Below are 18,949 nucleotides of genomic sequence, written 5' to 3'. Positions count from 1 at the left end.
TCTTTAAAATGCTACACGTAGACCGGCATTGATAATTCTTGCCTGTGGATAGTACTGGCCGCTGTTGGTAGTGGATTCAGGATCCCAAACCTTGATCTTGTCAAAAGTGAACAAGTTCAATCCGTTTACGTAGATGCGGAATTTGCTCAGACCGATTTTGCTTCCCAATTCTGATGGCAGGTTGTATCCGATCTCAACGTTCTTCACACGCAGGTAATTATTGCTTTTCAGGAAGTAGTTGTTGATACCAGCTTGCCCTGTGTTGGTATAATACCGGTTGTTACGGTTCGTCAAACGTGGATACTCACTTGTTGGGTTGTCAATTGTCCAGCGGTGATCGTAATCGTATTTCAGATAGTTACCAATGTCTCCTGATTCCGTAAGACCTACGATCTGCAAACCTCCCAATGTTCCCTGCATCAATACAGAAAGATCGAATGCTTTGTAGCCAAGGTTGATTGACGCACCACCTGTGAAATATGGACGCTGTACTTTCTCAGTTCTCAAACGGTCGTCAGCACTGATTTTCCCATCTCCATTCACGTCTTTGAACTTCATGTCACCAGGTCTCAGGTTGCCCGTGATCGGCGTGTAGTCCAGCTTGTTTCCATCGATCTCACCCTGATCTTTAAATACTCCGTCGAACTGATACACAAGGAATGAGTTATAAGGCATTCCGGTCGAACGCTGATATGAAGGTGCGCCCGGTGTTTCATCCCAGTATTTGATCCTGTTTTTGGCATAACCACCATTCACACTTACAGAATATCTGAAATCGTCACCCGAATTGCCGTCGTAGCTCAACTTGAACTCCCATCCTTTGTTTTGCAGTTTTCCAAGGTTTTGAGGAGGAAGCTTTCCATCGATACCCGCAGAAGAAGGCGTTGAACCCGCTTTCGGGATCAGAATGTTAGAACGGTTGTTTACGAAGTAATCAAATTCAAATGCAAGCTTGTCGTTCAGCAATGTTCCTTCAATCCCGAAGTTAGAGTTATTGGCAACCTCCCAGGTGAAGTTCCTGTTGGCAACACGTGCTTCCAGCAGAGATTTAGCCACCTGATCATTGATAATGTAGCTACCAAAGCCCATTGTGGACAGATACTGATATTCAGCAAGCGTTTCTGTTCCAAGGAAATAAGGCTCAGCACCCATTTGTCCCCACGATGCACGCAGCTTTACGTTATCAACAACTTGCGAAATGCTGTTTTTCCAGAAACTTTCTTCCGAAACTCTCCAACCCGCAGAAACTCCCGGGAAGAAACCGAAACGGCCTTCTTTTGGAAATACATAAGATCCATCTACGCGCCAAAGGAATTCAGCAAGATACTTTTCCTTGAAGTTGTAACCTGCACGACCAAAATAGCTCAAACGGGCACGTGAGAACAAGTCGCCATTGTTTGTCCCTGAGTTTCCAATGTTCTGCTCAGGCGTTCCACCAGCAAACAGCTGATCCACAACCGGCGAAATGTAGTAGCGACGGAATGCAAAGAAACCATCAGCATCCACTTTTTCGCGCTGCACACCCGCCATTACATTGAAGTTATGCGAGCCGATTGATTTCTCGTAAGACATCTGGCCTGTCAGCTGGATAGACAATTCTTGGTAGGAGCCTTCTGTCAAACGCGGATCTTTGAAAGTAGAACGAACTGTTCCTGTAAGCAATGGTGAAGTGCCATCCGCTTCATAGGTTTTCTTATCCCAGAAATACAATGTCCAGGGCGTTTCGAAGTTTTTCTGACGGCGGATTTGCTTATCCAATGCTGCCATGGTGTTGATTTTCAACCCTGGTACACCTGGAATCAGTATTTCAAGACCTCCGTTTGTTTGGATATAATCTCTTCTGTCGCGCTCGTAACCAGTTGTGTTGGTTGTGATAACCGCTGGGTTTTGACCATTTTCAATGTCAGGACCTGCTTTTCCATTAGGCCAGATCGCGATTTCAGTTGGCTTACCGCGCATCAGCATCCGGAAGATCGGACCTGCATCGTTACCACCGCTTGGATAGTTACGATCTTCTTCACGCAATGTAAGGCCCACGTTTGCAGAAATGTATTTGTTGATTTTTGTATCCAAATTGATACGCATATCATACTGCTTGTAAGCGGTCGCCGTGTTTTTGTAGTAACCTTCCTGATTGATATAACCCAAAGAAGCCAGATATTTAATGTTCTCGCTACCACCTGTCAATTGCAGATTGTGACGCTGCTGCGGTGCCCATTTGCGGATTACCGAGCCGTACCAGTCTGTGTTGGGATGAAGCAAAGGATCGCTTCCGTCATTAAACTTCTTCATGTCATCCGGGTTAAAAACCGCATTGATGACGTTTCCGTTGTCTTGTCTTTTATAAGAACCCGTCGTGTTAAAGCCTGTCAAAGCGTTTCCCCACTCTCCTACCTGGAGGTTATCATAGATCTGCAATTCGTTACGGATCGTAGCGTATTCAGAAGCGTTAGCCATTTCAGGTGTTCTTGTTGGCTGTGAAGCACCGAAGTTCATGTCATAGGATAACTGCGGCTTGCCTGTTTTTCCACGTTTGGTGGTAATCAGGATTACCCCGTTACCCGCACGTGAACCGTAAATCGCAGCCGCAGCATCTTTCAGAACCGAAATGCTTTCAATGTCCGCAGGGTTGATACGGTCCAAACCACCACTCCGGTTAGGAACGCCGTCCACAACGATGAGTGCATTGCTGTTACCCAGCGAGTTTGTACCGCGGATACGGATGGCAGAACCATCATTTCCAGGCTCACCGCTTGCTTGTACAGCCGAAATACCAGGCAGACGACCGCCCAGTGTGTTGGATAAGTTTGCGGCAGGCGCTTTTTCAAGCTCAGCTCCCTTTACTGCTGTTACAGAACCGGTTAGGGTTGCTTTTTTGGCAGTACCATAACCTACAACCACAACCTCGGTTAATGCTTTGGTGTCAGAAACAAGTTTGACATCGATATTTGATTTGCTGCCGACCGGTAATTCCTGTGTCAGATAGCCGATGAAAGAGAAGACCAATGTGCCTTGCTTGTCGGCTGCCACAGAGTAAACGCCCTCATTGTCAGTGACCGTTCCGGCTGTGGTCCCTTTCACCACCACGCTCACGCCCGGCAAGGCCACTCCTTGATCATCTTTGACTGTTCCCTTCACCACATTCTGGGCGTAAGCCCCTACTACTGCGATCAGAGCCAGTAAAAGAGAAAAAACACATCGCGATGCAGCACGAGATGTCCATCCAGTAGAAATTCTCATAGATTGAAATTTTGATTAAATAGTGGAATTAAAAAAAGTTGCTTAACCGTATAAGCACGGAACGTAGAGACAGCCACCGGCTTACATGAAGAAACCGGACATTAGAAGTAATAAGATTCAGATCGGAAAGTATTTACATAGGTTAGCGATGATTGTTTGGGTGAGTTAGAGAAGTTATCAGTCAGTTTTATCCAGCGTGTATTTTGTACACAATTCGACGCGTGATCCTGGGAAAGCGCATTGGATAAGCCGCTGGATTTTTGTTTTGCTCGTTCGTTTGTACAAAAAGATATTAAATATTTTACAAAAGAAAACATTCTGTCTTTTAACATATGCATTCTATGAAAATAACAATTTTATCCACTTCAAATTCGAATAATTATAGAATTGTATACCAAAAGTTACATATTTTGCGTCCAAAATGTGACGGATGTTTACTAACTTCGCCTTATAGTATTCTTGTATTTGTTACCATTGTTTACATAATGAAATTCCGTTTACTCTCCCTGATATGTATGTCGTTTGCATTCGGCTGCACCAAAAATGTGTCACCGGACGAATACAATGCCAAAGCAGCTGACCCGAAAATATTCCATGAAACAGCGACGCACCTGACGGATGTGATCATCCATGACATTTTCAAACCGCCGGTTGCCAGCCGTATTTACAGTTATTCTTTCCTTGCTGCCTACGAGGCACTCGTGCCAGCATATCCTGAATATCAGTCACTTGGCGGACAACTCGTCAAATTTACATCACCTCAAAAACCAGATTCTTCCCTTGCGTATTGCTATCCGCTTGCCAGTATAAAGGCATTTGCAACGGTGGGCCGCACGCTTACGTTTTCCGGGAATATGTGGGACGATTATGAGAAGGATCTTTTTCAAAAATATCGCGATATGGGCATTCCGGACGATGTTTTTGAACGCTCCACTGCATACGGTGACTCTGTTGCCAAGCATGTGCTCGCCTATTCTGCAAAAGATCATTACAAAGAGATTCGCGGTTATCGCTATACGGTGACAAATGCGCCCGGAACCTGGGTGCCTACGCCGCCTGCATATGCGGATGCCTGCGAGCCTATGTGGAACACCGTTAGGACTTTTGCATTGGATTCCGTGACGCAGTTCCGGTGTCCGCCGCCAGCCAAATATGATCTTGACAAGAAAAGCAAGTTCATGGAACTGGCGATGGAAGTTTACAATATAGGCAAAACAATTACCGAGGAACAGAAGGCAACGGCTTACTTTTGGGATGATAATGCGTTTGTAACCAATGTGGTAGGCCATGCCATGTTTGCAAACAAAAAAATGACTCCGGCCGGACATTGGCTGGCAATTATCAGGACCGTAGCCACAGACAAGAAACTCGATCTGATGCGTTCGACCGAAGCTTATACATTAGGAGCATTATCCCTTTTCGATGCATTTTCGGCTTGCTGGGATGAGAAATACCGGACAGTTCGGATCCGCCCGGAAACTGTGATCAACAACAACTGGGACCCTAACTGGCGGCCATTTTTGGAAACCCCTGCATTCCCGGAATATGTGAGCGGCCACAGCGCTATTTCAGCCGCCTGCGGAACTGTACTCACGCATCTGATTGGCGACAATGTGGCCTTCACCGATACGACCGAAAAGAAATACGGCCATGGTATCAAATCATTTAAATCCTTTGAAGAGGCGTATTGGGATGCCTCCATAAGCCGGGTCTACGGCGGGATACATTACCGCGACGGTGTCGAGCAAGGAACTTATCTGGGTCAGAAGGTAGGTGAAAATGTCTGGAAACGTGCCGTTACCAAAAAAGGCCGGCACGAAATCGCTGCGAAATAATGCAAGCTGATCCAGTCAAAAAAACGATTTCCCGGATCAGCCGAAGCTAATCTTATTTCACATGATCTGAATTGTAATGCAGCCCGATGTTCTCGCGTCGCGCCATTGCCATTTTAATGATCAGATAGGAAACCGAAATCATGTTCCGTAGCTCGCAAATGGCTACGGAAACTTTGGACTCCCGGTAAAGCTGTTCGTGCTCTTCGTGAAGCAATTCCAGGCGGTCATAGGCCCGTTTCATACGACGGTTTGTGCGCACAATGCCAACATAATTGGACATAATGCTATTCAATTCCCGCGTCATTTCTGTCACCAAAACCTGTTCTTCGGGATGCGTGGTGCCCGTATCGTCCCATTCCGGAATGTTGTCGGGCGTGACTGCATCATTAAAACTGTCTACCGTACTTTCATAAGCCCTGTGCCCGAACACAACAGCTTCAAGCAATGAGTTGGAAGCCAGGCGATTGGAACCATGCAGACCTGTGCAGGAACATTCTCCCACTGCGTAAAGGAAGTTGATGTTGGTTTTGCCCCATTCATTAACCTTAATCCCTCCGCACATATAATGCTGCGCAGGAACAACCGGAATCATGTCTTTTCTGACGTCAATGCCGGATTTAAGGCAGTATTCGGTAATGTTGGGGAAATGCTCCAAAAATTTCTCATAATCCAGGTGGCGCACATCCAGATACACATGATCTACACCATTCTTTTTCATTTCGGAGTCGATGGCCCTGGCTACAATGTCGCGCGGGGCGAGCGAAAGCCGGTCGTCGTAAAGCTCCATGAAAGTACTGCCATCCGCGCGTTTTAAAATCCCTCCAAATCCTCTCACCGCTTCCGATATCAGAAATGAGGGTTTTTGCCCTAGCTGATAAAAACTGGTGGGATGAAACTGGATAAACTCCATATTGTCGCACAGGCCTTTGGCGCGATAAGCCATGGCAATGCCGTCGCCGGTTGCAATGGTAGGATTGGTTGTGCTTTGATAAATGTTGCCGATTCCTCCGGTGGCTAACATGGTTGTTTTAGCCACAAATTTCTCCACTTCGCCGGTCTGGCGGTTCAGCACGTAAGCGCCGTAACACTGGATATCTTCCCGGTAACGATAAACGGTTTCACCCAAATGATGCTGCGTAATGAGCTCTACGGCATAGTAATGTGTAAAAACCTGAATGCTCTTGTGCCTGTTTACCTCTTCTAGTAACGCGCGCTCGATCTCCGCGCCGGTAATGTCTTTGAAATGCAGGATCCGGTGGTCCGAATGTCCGCCTTCTTTGGCCAAATCGTATTCCCCGCCCTTTTCCCTGTCAAATCGTGTTCCGTAATCGATCAGTTCCTGTATGCGCTGGGGCGCTTCCCGCACTACAATTTCGACAATGTTACGCTTGTTAACCTCATCGCCCGCATCCATGGTGTCCTGAATGTGCTTTTCGAACGAATCCGATTCGGCCCAAACCACCGCAATTCCGCCTTGCGCGTATTTGGTGTTGGTTTCATCTGCCTGGACTTTGGTAATGACCGCAATGGAAATTTCCTGTTGTAATTCGTCAAAATGTCTCGCCAGCTTGGCTGCATAACTTAATCCGGCAATCCCGGAACCGATAATCAGGAAATCGAATTGGGGCATTTGTTTCAGGTTAATGTTTGGGCAATGTGTCCGGCTTTCGGCAGTCGGTTAAGCGCTGACTGCCGGAAGCTGTTCTAAATTCCTCTGCTTAATTCCAGCATCCGGGCAACGGATTTGTATGCTTTCAGCCGGATATCTTCCGGAACAAAAATCTCCGGTTGTTCATACAAAAGGGCATTGTACACTTTCTCTAATGTGTTCATTTTCATATAAGGACATTCGGAGCAGGCGCAGGTGTTATTGTCTGAGCCGGGAGCCGGGATCAATTTCTTGTCCGGAACCGATTGTTTCATTTTATGCAAAATTCCCGCTTCTGTCGCAACGATGAATTTCTGATGCGGTGATGCCTTTACAAAAGTCAACAAGCCGGTAGTTGAGCTCACAAAATCGGCTTGCATTAAGATGTCTTCCTTGCATTCGGGATGCGCAATAAGCAATGCATCCGGATGTTCCTCCCGGAGTTGTTTTAATTTTTCTCTTGAAATATCAATGTGAACGATGCAGGCGCCATCCCAAAGAACCATTTCACGGCCCGTTTTTTGCGCCACGTATCTTCCCAGATTAGCGTCGGGAGCAAAAATAATTTTCTGATCAGGCGGCAAACTGTTAACAATCTGCAATGCGTTTGAAGAGGTGCAGACAATGTCCGTCAAGGCTTTGATTTCAGCCGAACAGTTGATGTAACTGATCACAATATGATCAGGATATTGTGCCTTGAATGCAGCGAACTTATCAGCCGGAGCAGAATCCGCCAGGGAGCAGCCTGCATTCAGATCGGGAATGACAACTTTTTTACTCGGACTTAAAACCTTTGCCGTTTCACCCATGAAATGCACACCGCAGAATACGATCATATCAGCTTCTGTGGCCGCGGCTTGCTGCGAAAGGCCCAGACTATCACCGATATAGTCTGCAAGATCCTGGATTTCGGCGTCTACATAATAGTGCGCCAGGATCACGGCATTCTTTTCTTTTTTCAATCGATTGATTTCAGCAATTAAATCAATATCATCAGCAACAGCCTCGGTAACATAACCGTAACGGTTGACCTGCTCTTCAATAGTTGTCATTATGGTGAATAATTGGCTTTTAGTTGATCATAAAAATCCAACCCGAATTTACACTAATAAACCAATGAAAAGCAAAGAAAGTGCATTGGTATAAAAATGAAAGGCCGCCGGAAATGTTTCCAGCGGCCTTTTTAAAGGTTTGTTTGATGTCTGCTATTATAATATCCAGCGGAAGAAAACGTAAAGTGTTCCAGATAACAGCATGGTAACAGGCAATGTCAGCACCCATGCGATCACGATATTCCGGATCGTGCCGCCCTGCAAGTTCTTAACGCCCTTACTCGCCACCATGGAACCTGCAATCCCGGAAGAAAGCACGTGCGTGGTGCTTACAGGAAGTCCTAAATATGAAGAAACGCCGATGGTGCTGGCTGCCACTAGTTCGGCAGACGCCCCCTGTGCGTAGGTTAAATGTTGCTTACCGATCTTTTCACCGATAGTAACCACAATCCGTTTCCAGCCCACCATTGTGCCGAGTCCCAGAGAAAGTGAAATCATCAAGATCACCCAATCCGGCGCATAATCTGTATATCTTCTGATCCCGCCTTCGCTTCCCGACTGCATTTTAAGGAATGCCTTATCGTCCGTATTCAGGTTAGCATGGCCGTTATCCAGAATCGTTTTCAGGTTACGGCTGATCAGCAGCAATGAGCGACGGGCATTCATCCGGTCTTCCAAAGGCAGCTTGTGATCTACCAGCGGCTTCTGGATCTGCGCATTGAGTGTATCAATTTCCGACTGGATGGTGAAAAGATGGTGACGGTCAGAAACAGAGAGTCTGGATGAATCAATAGTGCTAACTGCACGTTCAATGCCGGCTAAATCCGCCTTCATGCCGGCCGGATCAATGCTGTTGTCAAGTGCAAAATGTGCAGGAACAATGCCGATCAGGATCAGCATAACAAGGCCCACACCTTTTTGTCCGTCATTTGATCCGTGAAAAAAGCTTACCAAAGTACAGGTTGTGATTAAAATAGCACGTATCCAGAGCGGAGGCGGCTGATTTTTCTTTGGTTCACTAAAAACAATTTCGCGAAGCGGCTTGGAAAGCATTCTGCGCAAAATGAACATAATGATGATCGCCAGCGCAAAACCGAAGATCGGCGATGTAAGCAATGAAGTGAAAAGCTCCTGTGCTTTGGTCCAGTTCACACCGGCGCCTTCTGAATTTTCAGGCATGAATGTAAATGCCAGACCAACACCCAGAATGGAGCCGATCAATGTATGTGAGCTTGAACTCGGAAGACCAAAATACCAGGTTCCAAGGTTCCAGATAATGGCGCTGATCAGCAATGAAAAAACCATAGCGGCGCTATGGTAGACATTCTGATCAATCAATAATTCAACGGGAAGCAGGTTGACAATCCCCATCGCAACGGCAATCCCGCCCAGGAACACACCGCAAAAATTCATAAAACCTGACCAGATTACGGCCACATTGGGTTTTAATGAATTGGTATAAATAACTGTCGCAACTGCGTTGGCTGTATCGTGGAAACCATTTACAAACTCGAATGCACAAGCCGCTAAAATACTGAGAGCGAGGAGGATAAAAATGTCGGTTTCAAGACCAAACATAAAAGAAGAATATAGGTTTATTTAATAGGAGACAAAACTACTTATTCCTTACCGTTGCAATATTACCAAATTGTTAATTCAGGTTTCAGAATAAGTATCGGAGATTATGCTGCTTCTTTATTGGCCAACTGGCCGCAAGCTGCATCAATGTCCTTGCCGCGACTCCTGCGAACATGCACAGAAACGCCCCTGTCTTCGAGATATGCGGCAAATTTGTCCAGTCTGTCTGCTTCGGTGTTCTTAAAATCGGCCTCAGCAATCGGATTGTACTCTATAATGTTCACCCGCGCCGGAACACGTTTTGTAAACTCCCACAATTCCTTCGCGTCCTGCAAAGTGTCATTGAAGTTGTTAAAAACAATGTATTCGAATGTAATGCGGTTACCTGTTTTCTTATAAAAGTAGTTCAAAGCCTCCGCCAGGTTATCCAGTGAATTGGACTCATTGATAGGCATTATCTGATTTCTCTTCTCGTCATTGGCAGCATGCAATGACAATGCCAGTCTGAACTTAACCTCATCATCCCCAAGCTTTTTGATCATCTTGGCGATGCCAGCTGTGGAAACCGTAATGCGCCGGGGCGACATATTGAGGCCTTCGGGAGAAGTAATGTGTGCGATGGATTCCAGCACATTGGCATAATTAAGCAAAGGTTCGCCCATGCCCATGTATACAATGTTGGTCAATGGTGCCTTGAAACTTCCTTCCGCCTGTCTTGCGATCGCTACAACCTGATCGTAAATTTCTCCTGCTTCCAGGTTGCGTTTGCGGTCCATATAACCTGTTGCGCAGAACTTGCAGGTTAATGAACAACCCACCTGGCTGCTTACGCAAGCCGTCATGCGGTCGGCCGCAGGAATCAGAACGCCTTCAACCAGGTTGCCGTCAAACAGTTTGAATGCAGATTTTATAGTCCCGTCATTGCTTTGCTGCTGCTTGGCGATGTCGAGTGAGTGGATCAGGAAGTGCTCGTTGAGCAACTGGCGTGTTGCGAGCGACAAATTGGTCATTTCATCAAATGAATGTGCCGATTTTTTCCAGATCCATTCAAAAATCTGTTTGGCGCGAAAACCCTTCTCTCCATGCGTGGCCAGCCAGCTTTTAAGCTGTTCAACGTCCATTTTCCGGATATCCTGCCGCTTATTAATTTCAATCATTATTTTCTTTCTATTAGCCCGGTGCGTGAAGCATCCGGACGATTTGATTCGCAAAGTTACTGAAACTCAATCAGGGAACGTAACCTTTGCTGAATTTTGAAAGTTCAAATCATGGTGATTTTTGTACAAATCACAGATCCTCCTGCGAAACTTCCTCCTTTTCATCATCCAGATATTCCCGCTTCCATTCTTTAATCAGCTCGGTTCCAGACGGCATCCAGGTGAGTGCTTTTGTAATGAGGTTTGGCGCAACGGGCACCACAATTGGATAAAGATAAGTATCGTCCGTCCTGTGCGCAGGGATTTTTACGCCAATCGCATTTACAAGCCAAAAGAAAACGCTGATCCCGAAAACCCAGGTCAGCACGCCCACCATGCCGCCCGCGAGGCTATCAAATGTTCCCAGCATGGAAAAGCGGAGCGATCTGCGGATAGAATAGCCAAATTGGTTTAAAAGAAAAATAGTAGGAAAGAAAATGGCCGAAAACCCAACATAAGGAAGGATTTTCTTGGCCACACTATCACTGAAATAAGGTGTGAGAATTTCCATTCCCAGCCCTAAAAATTTGAAACCCAATACCATGGCTATCACAAGTCCGGCAATGCCGATAATTTCAATTAAAAGTCCTTTGCGATAACCATGCAATGCCCCCCAAAGGAGGGGAAGGAGGATGAGAACATCCAATAATTTCATGCTAACAAGCTCTTTACCAAAGTAGAAACCACACGTCCGTCTGCCTGTCCAGCCAATTCTTTGGTTGCCACGCCCATCACTTTACCCATATCCGCAGGTGACGACGCTCCTACCCGGGCGATAATGTCCTGCAATTTGGCCTTAACCTCATCTTCTGTAAGCTGTTTCGGAAGGAATTGCTCGATAATCGCCAGCTCTGCTTCTTCCTTTTCCAGAAGGTCAGGACGGTTTTGGGTTTTGTAAATATCGGCCGATTCGCGACGTTGTTTTGCTGCCTTGGTGAGCAGTTTAAGTTCGTCATCAGCAGTGAGTTCACCCGTAGCGCCGCCTTTTGTTTCTTCCAGAAGGATAAGTGACTTAATCGCGCGCAAAGCCCGCAATGTATCCTGATCTTTCGCCCGCATGGCATCCTTAATGCCTGATTCAACTTGCGTTTTTAGTGACATGGTATTATAATTTTGAATGAGTGAATGAGTGAATGACTGAATGATTTCTAATTTTGAATGATTGAATGAGCGGGCGCCGTTGCGCTGAATGACTGAATGTATTTTTAAATTTGAATATCAAAGGTTGAATTAAAATCGGCCAATGGGGCTGCAAAGTTAAAGGAAAGCTTATAAATTGTCCTATTCCACGTAACCACTCATTCAATCATTCACACACATTCAATCATTCAATCATTCAATCATTCAGTCATTCAGCGCAACGGCGCCCGCTCATTCACTCATTCACTCATTCACTCATTGCCTATGACACGTCTAAGCGTTAACATCAACAAGATAGCAACCCTGCGTAATTCACGCGGGGGCGATAATCCCAATGTGCTTAAAGTGGCGCTGGATTGTGAGCGGTTTGGGGCACAAGGCATTACGGTCCATCCCCGCCCCGACGAACGTCATATTCGTTACCAGGATGTTTATGACCTGAAGGAAGTTGTGACTACGGAATTTAACATCGAGGGAAATCCTTCTGAAAAAAAATTCGTGGAGCTGGTGCTGGCGAACAAACCAGACCAGGTAACATTGGTGCCGGATGCATTGCATGCCATCACTTCCAATGCAGGCTGGGATACGGTTACCAACAGAAGCGAGCTGACTGATCTGATCCAGACATTCAAATCCGCTGGAATCCGTGTTTCGGTTTTTGTAGATCCGGACGAAAGAATGGTCGAAGGCGCAAAAATCTGCGGCGCCGACCGTGTGGAGCTTTACACAGAGCCCTATGCCGCACAGTATTTCGAAAACCGCCAAAAAGCGGTGTTACCATTCGTTTTGGCTGCTGAAAAAGCAAGGGAGGTTGGATTAGGATTGAATGCAGGACATGATCTCAGTCTTGATAACCTTCACTTTTTGAAACAAAGCATTCCCTGGATGGATGAAGTTTCCATAGGGCACGCTTTGATTTCGGATGCATTGTATTTGGTTTTGGAAATTACGATCCATCTGTATGTCGGGGCGTTGGAGGTGTTGTGTAGCGTAGCGGTCCTCCACTTCGGCTCCGCTCAGTGTGACAGGCAATAAGTCTGTCACACTGAGCGGAGCCGAAGTGGAGGACCCCAACGCCGAAGTGCTACCACCCCGTCCTATACTCCCTCTTCACAAACCGGTTAGCCACATCAAAATTCGTTATCTTCATATTAGCACCATCCCAGATCAGCTTCTGCCTTCCTGGGAAGTTGGAGCCGCCTTTTCCGTCTGCTTTGGGTTCGCGGTGGAGGTAGGAACGTACGGCCAGGTTTCCCATTAAGACGATTTCGGTTAATGGTCCGGATTCCTCGAATGCGGAACTGGTGTATGTGCCGTGGCCCTTTTTGCAAGCTTGTACAAATTGCTGCTGATGCCCTTCCGATCCGCCCGGGACTAATGCACGGGGTTTAATGTTCGGTCTTACTGTTTCAAATTTCTTTTCAGGCCATAAGCGTGGATTGTTACCGAACATTTCGGCGCTCAGGATTCCCTTGGTGCCGGTGAAGAGCATGCCGCCGTCAACACTTCCGAAAACGGTTTTGTAGTCACAGCCTTCGGGCAGCTGCGGGCGCATTCCGCCGTCGTACCAGGAGAAATTAATGTCCTTACCCGGCGTTTTGGAAGCAAATTTCATGTGGATGGAAGCCGATGGCGGGGCTACGTCATCGAAAAATGCCTGCTTAAAAAAGTCGGCATACACGGATCCTACGCTGCATTCCACCGATGTGGGGTAGCCCAGTTTCAATGCCCGGAACGGCACGTCGATGAAATGGCAGCCCATGTCGCCCAATGCGCCCGTGCCAAAATCCCAGTAACCGCGCCATCTGAATGGCATATAGGCTTCGTGGTAATCGCGTTTCGGAGCGGTGCCCAGCCACAGATCCCAGTCCACACCTTGCGGAATGGGTTGTGACTCTCCTTTATCTTTGGGTGATTGCACGCCTTGCGGCCACACGGGCCGGTCTGTCCAGACTTCAATTTTATGCACGTCCCCGATAATGCCGGACTGGACCAATGCTTCTGTTTGCCGGGTCCCATCGCTGCTGCTTCCCTGGTTGCCCATTTGGGTTACCACTTTATATTTTTTTGCGGCAATGGTGAGGTTACGCGCTTCCCAAATGTCCTTGGTCAGGGGTTTTTCCACATACACATGTTTTCCAAGCTCCATTGCGGCCATCGCAATCGGGCAATGCATGTGATCGGGCGTGGTAACGATCACGGCATCCATGTTTTTGGCTTCCTTTTCAAACATTTTCCGGTAATCCTTATAATAAGGTGCATTCGGAAATTGCTTGCGGTATTTCTCCGACTGACGGTCATCGACGTCGCATAACGCGACAATGTTTTCCGCACCATTATTATAAGCCAGCCTGATATTAACATCCGCTTTTCCACCGCAGCCCACTGCCGCAATGTTCAGCTTATCGCTGGGCGGGATAAAGCCTCTGCCTAAAACATGCCTTGGAACAATCATGAAAGTCCCGGCGGTCAGCGCGCCGGCTTTTAAGAAATCCCTGCGCCTGATCTCATTTTTCCCGGACTCATTTTGCTGTTCCATAACACGTCATGATTTAGGTTTTGAATAAATATTAACCGTCAAAAATGAAAAGGAATTGGCTGCGGAAGACTACTAACGTCCCCCGAAAGTTTCGGCGATGCGCATCGCTACGCCCATATCACCGTCGATTTTAAGCTTGCCTGTCATATACGCCATCATGGCATTCAGGTCGCCGTCGATGAGTTTGAGCGCATTCTTGGTAGAAACTTCAAATGTGCAATCTGCTTCCAGGTCATCATTGGAAACCGTGTTAGGCACTGATTTGCTGTCTATAAATACGTTTCCTTCTTCGGTTTTAAACTTAACGGTTGCATTAAGGCCGCTGTCGGTTCCCAGGATATTTTTAACACGGTCGGTCAGAATTTGTAGGCTCATAAAAGCTGGTCTTTCGGTTGTTGAATTATTTTCGGACTAAAAATGACAAATGTATGTTCCCTTATAAGAATATTCAAATGGCTTTGGTGTTTTCAGCTAAAACCACAAATTTTACACGCATCATCAGAAAATCCTGCTGATATTATTTACTACCCAATGAGTGAACCAGTAATCCGTCCTACATTTCTTACCATATTATGTATCCTGACTTTTATGAGCTCCGTGTCCGGCCTCTGGACACAATCCGAAAGGTTATGGAACCCCGAAATCATGGCTGACAAGACACGTGAAACATTTGAAGGCGTGCGTGAAAACCTTGAAAATCAGGCAACGACTGCGGATACGGAGACCATGGACAAAATGTTCGAGGCGGTGATCGAGCAAACTACTGCCGGGTCCATTAAAACGGGAGCGATCATTATGCTGATTTTTGAATCGCTGTCCTTGTTTGCGGCTTATTTAATGTGGAACCTGGATAAAAGGGGCTTCTTCTTATATATGGGCGGAATCGCCGTTGCTTTTCTTTTGCCGCTGTTTCTGATCGGTGGTTGGTTAGGAGTTATTACATCCATGGCTGGGGTCTTCTTCAGTATTTTTATGCTAATTATGTATGCTTTCAATTTGAAACACATGCATTCGGCATAACCTCTTGCATTCCACGAAGAAAAGATTTTATTTTGCGGACTAATTTGAATCGAGAAAATGGCTTTAATTACAAAAATCAGAGAAAAATCCGGGATCGCTGTGACGGTTATCGCGATCAGTTTAATTCTTTTTATGGTGGGGGGCGACTTAATGGGCCCAAATTCCATGCTTGGAGGGGGAAATGATCAGACTGTTGGTGAAATCGCCGGCAAAGAAATCAACATTAAAGACTTCCAGTCACGCGTGGACGGCTTTCGTCAGAATTACGAAGCACAGTCAGGACGCAGCCTGAACGAAAATGAGCTGGCGTCGCTGAGAGATCAGGCCTGGAACCAGTTTGTAGTCGACATTGCCTACAAAAAAGAATTTGAAGATCTTGGACTCACTGTTACCGACCAGGAATTGGTCGAAATGGTTCAGGGTAACCACATCAGCCCATCGATTCTACAAGCTTTTTCTGATCCTACCACTGGTAAATTTGATAAAAACGCCGTTGTTAACTATCTGAAAAATCTTAAAACACTTCCTGTTGAACAACAAAAATCCTGGGAGAATTTTGAGAAAAGCCTTCGTGAAGAGCGCACACGTGCCAAATATGAAAACATGCTCAGACTTTCAACTTACATTCCGAAAGCACTGGCTGAAAAAGAATATGTGGCGCAAAACAGCAAAGCAACACTGCGTTACTTGTATGTCCCTTATTTCTCGGTTGTGGACACCACAATTAAAGTTACAGACAAGCAACTTGAAGATTATCTGAGCGCGCACCGCTCGGAATACAAAGGAACCGATACGCGTTCAATCGAATACGTTACTTTCCCGATCCAGCCTGCCAAAGACGACAGCGCTGCTTTATACAGCGAAATTAAAGAACTTGCCCGCGGCCTGGCCACTGCGCAGAACGATTCATCTTTCGCAGCTATGAACTCAGACATTCCTTTGCCAATCAATATGTCATTGGGAACCATGTCCGATCAGTTGAAAGAAGCCGTAAAAACATTCGTTCCGGGTGGCGTTTATGGCCCTTACCGCGAAGGCAACACTTATTATATATACAAATATGGCGGAACGCGCGTGGATACGGTTGCTTCTGCAAGAGCCAGCCACATCCTGATCCGTGCTGAAAACCAGTCTGACTCTGCAAAAGCTGCGGCCCGTACCAAGGCGGAAGGCATTCTTGCCCAAATCCGTGCGGGTGCTAATTTCGAAGCATTGGCAGCAACAACTAGCGCTGACCCGCAGTCTGCACAGCGTGGTGGTGACCTGAGCTATTTCCAGAATAATGGTCAAATGGTGAAGCCTTTCGAAGAAGCTGTGTTCTCTGCAACTGCTCCGGGCCTGATCCCAAGATTGGTTGAGAGCCAGTTTGGTTTCCACATTATCAAGGTTACTGATCCAAAATCAAACACATTGTACCGCATTGCAGCCATCGGAAAAACGATTGCCCCAAGCCAGGCAACACGTGATGAGGCTTACAGAAAAGCGGATGAGTTTGCAAACACGGTTAAAACGAAAACTGACTTTGACGAAGCGGTTAAGAAAAACAAAGCATTGGTTGTAGCCAACGCAAACCGCATCCCTGAATCTGCAACGAACATTAACGCCATTCAAAACGGCCGTGATATCGTAAGATGGGCATTTAAAGATGATTCAGACATTAACGAGGTTTCTCCTGTTTTTGAAACTGAGGAACAATATATCGTAGCTGTGCTGGTTGGCAAGTCTGACGCGAAGGATGTAAAAGTTGCTGACTTCCGCGATGAGCTTACTACTAAGGTTCGTAACCAGATCAAAGCAGAACAAATCACTGCAAAGCTGAAAGGTGCAACAGGCGACCTTCCTGCTATCGCTGCCAAATACGGCGCAGGTGCATTGGTTGAAAACGCAACGGATATTTCACTTGCAACAGGATTTTTAACCAGCGCAGGATTTGATCCGATCGCATTGGGTAAAGCATTCGGCTTGAAGCCAGGTCAGAAATCAGATGTTTTCACGGGTGAGAATGGTGTTTTCATTATGGAACTGGTTAGCAAAACAGAGGCGCCTAGGGTTGCGGATTACACGCAATACAAAACGCAGCTGACGCAATCACTGGAAAGCCGCATGTCTTATCTTGTAAACGAAGCGATCCGCGAGAACGCTAAAATCGAAGATCGCCGCGCGAAATTCTTTTGATTAGATTCAAAAAATTCTTAAAAAAGAGGAGCAGAAATCATTTCTGCTCCTCTTTTTATTTTCACTGCAAAAAATTCAGAAAAAAGTGATAGTATTGCAGCATGAAATGTCAATGTTACACTTATTAATAAAGAACAAATCACAATGAGCATCTTACTCGGAGAACAGGAGTATTTCAAAGGAATCGGGAAAATCGCATTTGAAGGTCCTGAATCAGACAATCCACTGGCTTATCGTTTCTACGACGAAAACCGGATCATAGCAGGCAAAAGCATGAAAGATCACCTTCGCTTTGCTGTTGCTTACTGGCATACATTCTGCGGTTCAGGCCTTGACCCATTTGGCGGACCTACCCTTTTTTACCCATGGGACAAAAAAGCAGATGCCGTTGACCGCGCGAAAGACAAAGCAGATGCTGCATTTGAATTTATTACCAAATTAGGTGTCCCTTACTACTGCTTCCACGATCTGGACGTTGTTGATTATGAGGACGATGTGAAGACAAACGAACAGCGTTTGCAAGCATTGACAGCCTATTTGGGTCAGAAACAAAAGGAATCCGGCGTTAAATTGCTTTGGGGAACTGCTAACCTGTTCAGCCATCACCGTTACATGAACGGCGCTTCTACCAACCCTGATTTCGATGTGGTTACACACGCAGGCGCTCAGGTAAAAATGGCTTTGGACGCTACAATCGCGCTAGGCGGAGAAAATTATGTGTTCTGGGGCGGTCGCGAAGGTTATATGACTTTGCTGAATACAGACATGAAACGTGAGCAGGAGCACTTTGCGCAGATGCTTAAAATGTCTGTGGCTTATGCACGTGCAAATGGTTTCAAAGGTAAATTCTTCATCGAACCAAAACCTTGCGAGCCTACAAAACACCAGTATGACTATGATGCAGCAACCGTAATCGGTTTCCTTCGTCAGCACGACTTGCTAGGCGACTTTGCATTGAACCTGGAAGTAAACCACGCTACATTGGCGGGACATACATTCGAGCACGAGCTACAAGTTGCTGTTGACGCAGGAATTTTGGGATCGATCGACGCTAACCGTGGTGATTACCAAAACGGATGGGATACAGACCAATTCCCGAACGACCTCGCTGAATGGACCAAAGCATTGCTGGTAATCCTGAAAGGCGGCGGATTGCAAGGCGGCGGAATCAACTTCGATGCAAAACGTCGCCGTAACTCAACCGATGTAGAGGACGTTTTCCACGCACACATCGGCGGTATCGACACAGTAGCAAGAGCATTGATCGTTGCCGACAAGATCATCCAAAACGGAGAATACGACAAAATCCGCACCGACCGCTACGCAAGCTTCGACGGAGGAAAAGGCGCTGACTTCGAAAAAGGACAACTGAAACTGGAAGATCTGTTTGATCTGGCTGCCGGTAAAGGCGAGCCTGCAACGATTTCTGGCAAGCAGGAATATTTGGAGAACTTGATTAATCGGTTTATCTAAGGATGAGGGCTGGGCTATGACCCTGTCAGCTTACACCGTATAAGCCCTGTCAG

14 protein-coding genes are annotated in these 18,949 nt (G+C 46.4%); 5 read left to right on the top strand and 9 right to left on the bottom strand.

The annotated features are described in order from the left end of the window. Positions 1–3 precede the first annotated feature (3 nt). On the bottom strand, positions 4–3,240 hold the full coding sequence (locus L0660_RS02895) for a TonB-dependent receptor (RefSeq protein WP_233795470.1): 3,237 nt from the start codon (positions 3,238–3,240) through the stop codon (positions 4–6). 485 nt (positions 3,241–3,725) lie between these two features. On the opposite strand from L0660_RS02895, the gene L0660_RS02890 reads away from it, so the two are divergent. Next, entirely contained in the window at positions 3,726–5,075 is a 1,350-nt protein-coding gene (locus L0660_RS02890) for a vanadium-dependent haloperoxidase (RefSeq protein ID WP_235157785.1), read from the top strand. A gap of 52 nt (positions 5,076–5,127) precedes the next feature. Here the strand turns inward: L0660_RS02890 and nadB are convergent, their stop codons facing one another. The 6 genes from nadB to L0660_RS02860 form a co-directional block, all read right to left on the bottom strand. Continuing rightward, positions 5,128–6,705: an L-aspartate oxidase gene (gene nadB / locus L0660_RS02885; RefSeq protein ID WP_235157777.1), complete on the bottom strand. Its 1,578-nt coding sequence runs from the start codon at positions 6,703–6,705 to the stop codon at positions 5,128–5,130. Between the two features lie 74 nt (positions 6,706–6,779). Next, positions 6,780–7,775: a quinolinate synthase NadA gene (nadA, locus tag L0660_RS02880; protein ID WP_235157775.1), complete on the bottom strand. Its 996-nt coding sequence runs from the start codon at positions 7,773–7,775 to the stop codon at positions 6,780–6,782. 156 nt (positions 7,776–7,931) lie between these two features. After that, positions 7,932–9,353 carry an inorganic phosphate transporter gene (locus tag L0660_RS02875; RefSeq protein WP_233795466.1) on the bottom strand — a complete coding sequence of 474 codons (1,422 nt, stop codon included), beginning with the start codon at positions 9,351–9,353 and terminating at the stop codon, positions 7,932–7,934. 104 nt (positions 9,354–9,457) lie between these two features. Beyond that, positions 9,458–10,510, bottom strand: coding sequence for a 23S rRNA (adenine(2503)-C(2))-methyltransferase RlmN (gene rlmN, locus L0660_RS02870; RefSeq protein WP_235157773.1), 1,053 nt, complete (start codon positions 10,508–10,510; stop codon positions 9,458–9,460). Positions 10,511–10,640: 130 nt separating this feature from the next. Next, positions 10,641–11,204, bottom strand: a complete 564-nt coding sequence (locus L0660_RS02865; protein WP_233795464.1) for a CvpA family protein — start codon at positions 11,202–11,204, stop codon at positions 10,641–10,643. Further along, positions 11,201–11,650, bottom strand: a complete 450-nt coding sequence (locus tag L0660_RS02860; RefSeq protein ID WP_082213687.1) for a GatB/YqeY domain-containing protein — start codon at positions 11,648–11,650, stop codon at positions 11,201–11,203. Before L0660_RS02860 ends, L0660_RS02865 begins: the two co-directional genes overlap by 4 nt. Before the next feature lie 303 nt (positions 11,651–11,953). Between L0660_RS02860 and L0660_RS02855 the strand changes: the two genes are divergently transcribed. After that, entirely contained in the window at positions 11,954–12,724 is a 771-nt protein-coding gene (locus L0660_RS02855; RefSeq protein ID WP_235157762.1) for a pyridoxine 5'-phosphate synthase, read from the top strand. 49 nt (positions 12,725–12,773) lie between these two features. Here L0660_RS02855 and L0660_RS02850 read toward each other — a convergent pair whose 3' ends face one another. Then, positions 12,774–14,228: a Gfo/Idh/MocA family protein gene (locus L0660_RS02850; protein ID WP_235157759.1), complete on the bottom strand. Its 1,455-nt coding sequence runs from the start codon at positions 14,226–14,228 to the stop codon at positions 12,774–12,776. Between the two features lie 72 nt (positions 14,229–14,300). After that, positions 14,301–14,603 (bottom strand): SCP2 sterol-binding domain-containing protein, encoded by a 303-nt coding sequence (locus tag L0660_RS02845; protein ID WP_233795461.1) that lies wholly within the window; start codon positions 14,601–14,603, stop codon positions 14,301–14,303. Between the two features lie 156 nt (positions 14,604–14,759). Here L0660_RS02845 and L0660_RS02840 point away from each other — a divergent pair, with 156 nt between their 5' ends. From L0660_RS02840 to xylA, 3 genes are all read left to right on the top strand, one after another. After that, a complete protein-coding gene (locus tag L0660_RS02840; protein ID WP_233795460.1) occupies positions 14,760–15,248 on the top strand; it encodes a hypothetical protein in 489 nt (162 codons plus the stop codon). Positions 15,249–15,305: 57 nt separating this feature from the next. After that, positions 15,306–17,423, top strand: a complete 2,118-nt coding sequence (locus L0660_RS02835; RefSeq protein ID WP_235157743.1) for a SurA N-terminal domain-containing protein — start codon at positions 15,306–15,308, stop codon at positions 17,421–17,423. A 144-nt stretch (positions 17,424–17,567) separates the two neighbouring features. Next, a complete protein-coding gene (gene xylA / locus L0660_RS02830; protein WP_233795458.1) occupies positions 17,568–18,896 on the top strand; it encodes a xylose isomerase in 1,329 nt (442 codons plus the stop codon). Positions 18,897–18,949 lie beyond the last annotated feature (53 nt).

This window comes from Dyadobacter sp. CY351, from assembly GCF_021502625.1.
Lineage (GTDB): Bacteria > Bacteroidota > Bacteroidia > Cytophagales > Spirosomataceae > Dyadobacter > Dyadobacter chenhuakuii.
Note: the sequence above shows the minus strand (reverse complement) of the source record. Positions and strands in the feature narration are given on the sequence as shown.

Bases quoted from the DNA above. Each gene is read 5' to 3' on its own strand.
- L0660_RS02895 (WP_233795470.1), bottom strand. From the start codon at position 3,240: ATGAGAATTTCTACTGGATGGACATCTCGTGCTGCATCGCGATGTGTT.
- L0660_RS02890 (WP_235157785.1), top strand. From the start codon at position 3,726: ATGAAATTCCGTTTACTCTCCCTGATATGTATGTCGTTTGCATTCGGC.
- nadB (WP_235157777.1), bottom strand. From the start codon at position 6,705: ATGCCCCAATTCGATTTCCTGATTATCGGTTCCGGGATTGCCGGATTA.
- nadA (WP_235157775.1), bottom strand. From the start codon at position 7,775: ATGACAACTATTGAAGAGCAGGTCAACCGTTACGGTTATGTTACCGAG.
- L0660_RS02875 (WP_233795466.1), bottom strand. From the start codon at position 9,353: ATGTTTGGTCTTGAAACCGACATTTTTATCCTCCTCGCTCTCAGTATT.
- rlmN (WP_235157773.1), bottom strand. From the start codon at position 10,510: ATGATTGAAATTAATAAGCGGCAGGATATCCGGAAAATGGACGTTGAA.
- L0660_RS02865 (WP_233795464.1), bottom strand. From the start codon at position 11,204: ATGAAATTATTGGATGTTCTCATCCTCCTTCCCCTCCTTTGGGGGGCA.
- L0660_RS02860 (WP_082213687.1), bottom strand. From the start codon at position 11,650: ATGTCACTAAAAACGCAAGTTGAATCAGGCATTAAGGATGCCATGCGG.
- L0660_RS02855 (WP_235157762.1), top strand. From the start codon at position 11,954: ATGACACGTCTAAGCGTTAACATCAACAAGATAGCAACCCTGCGTAAT.
- L0660_RS02850 (WP_235157759.1), bottom strand. From the start codon at position 14,228: ATGGAACAGCAAAATGAGTCCGGGAAAAATGAGATCAGGCGCAGGGAT.
- L0660_RS02845 (WP_233795461.1), bottom strand. From the start codon at position 14,603: ATGAGCCTACAAATTCTGACCGACCGTGTTAAAAATATCCTGGGAACC.
- L0660_RS02840 (WP_233795460.1), top strand. From the start codon at position 14,760: ATGAGTGAACCAGTAATCCGTCCTACATTTCTTACCATATTATGTATC.
- L0660_RS02835 (WP_235157743.1), top strand. From the start codon at position 15,306: ATGGCTTTAATTACAAAAATCAGAGAAAAATCCGGGATCGCTGTGACG.
- xylA (WP_233795458.1), top strand. From the start codon at position 17,568: ATGAGCATCTTACTCGGAGAACAGGAGTATTTCAAAGGAATCGGGAAA.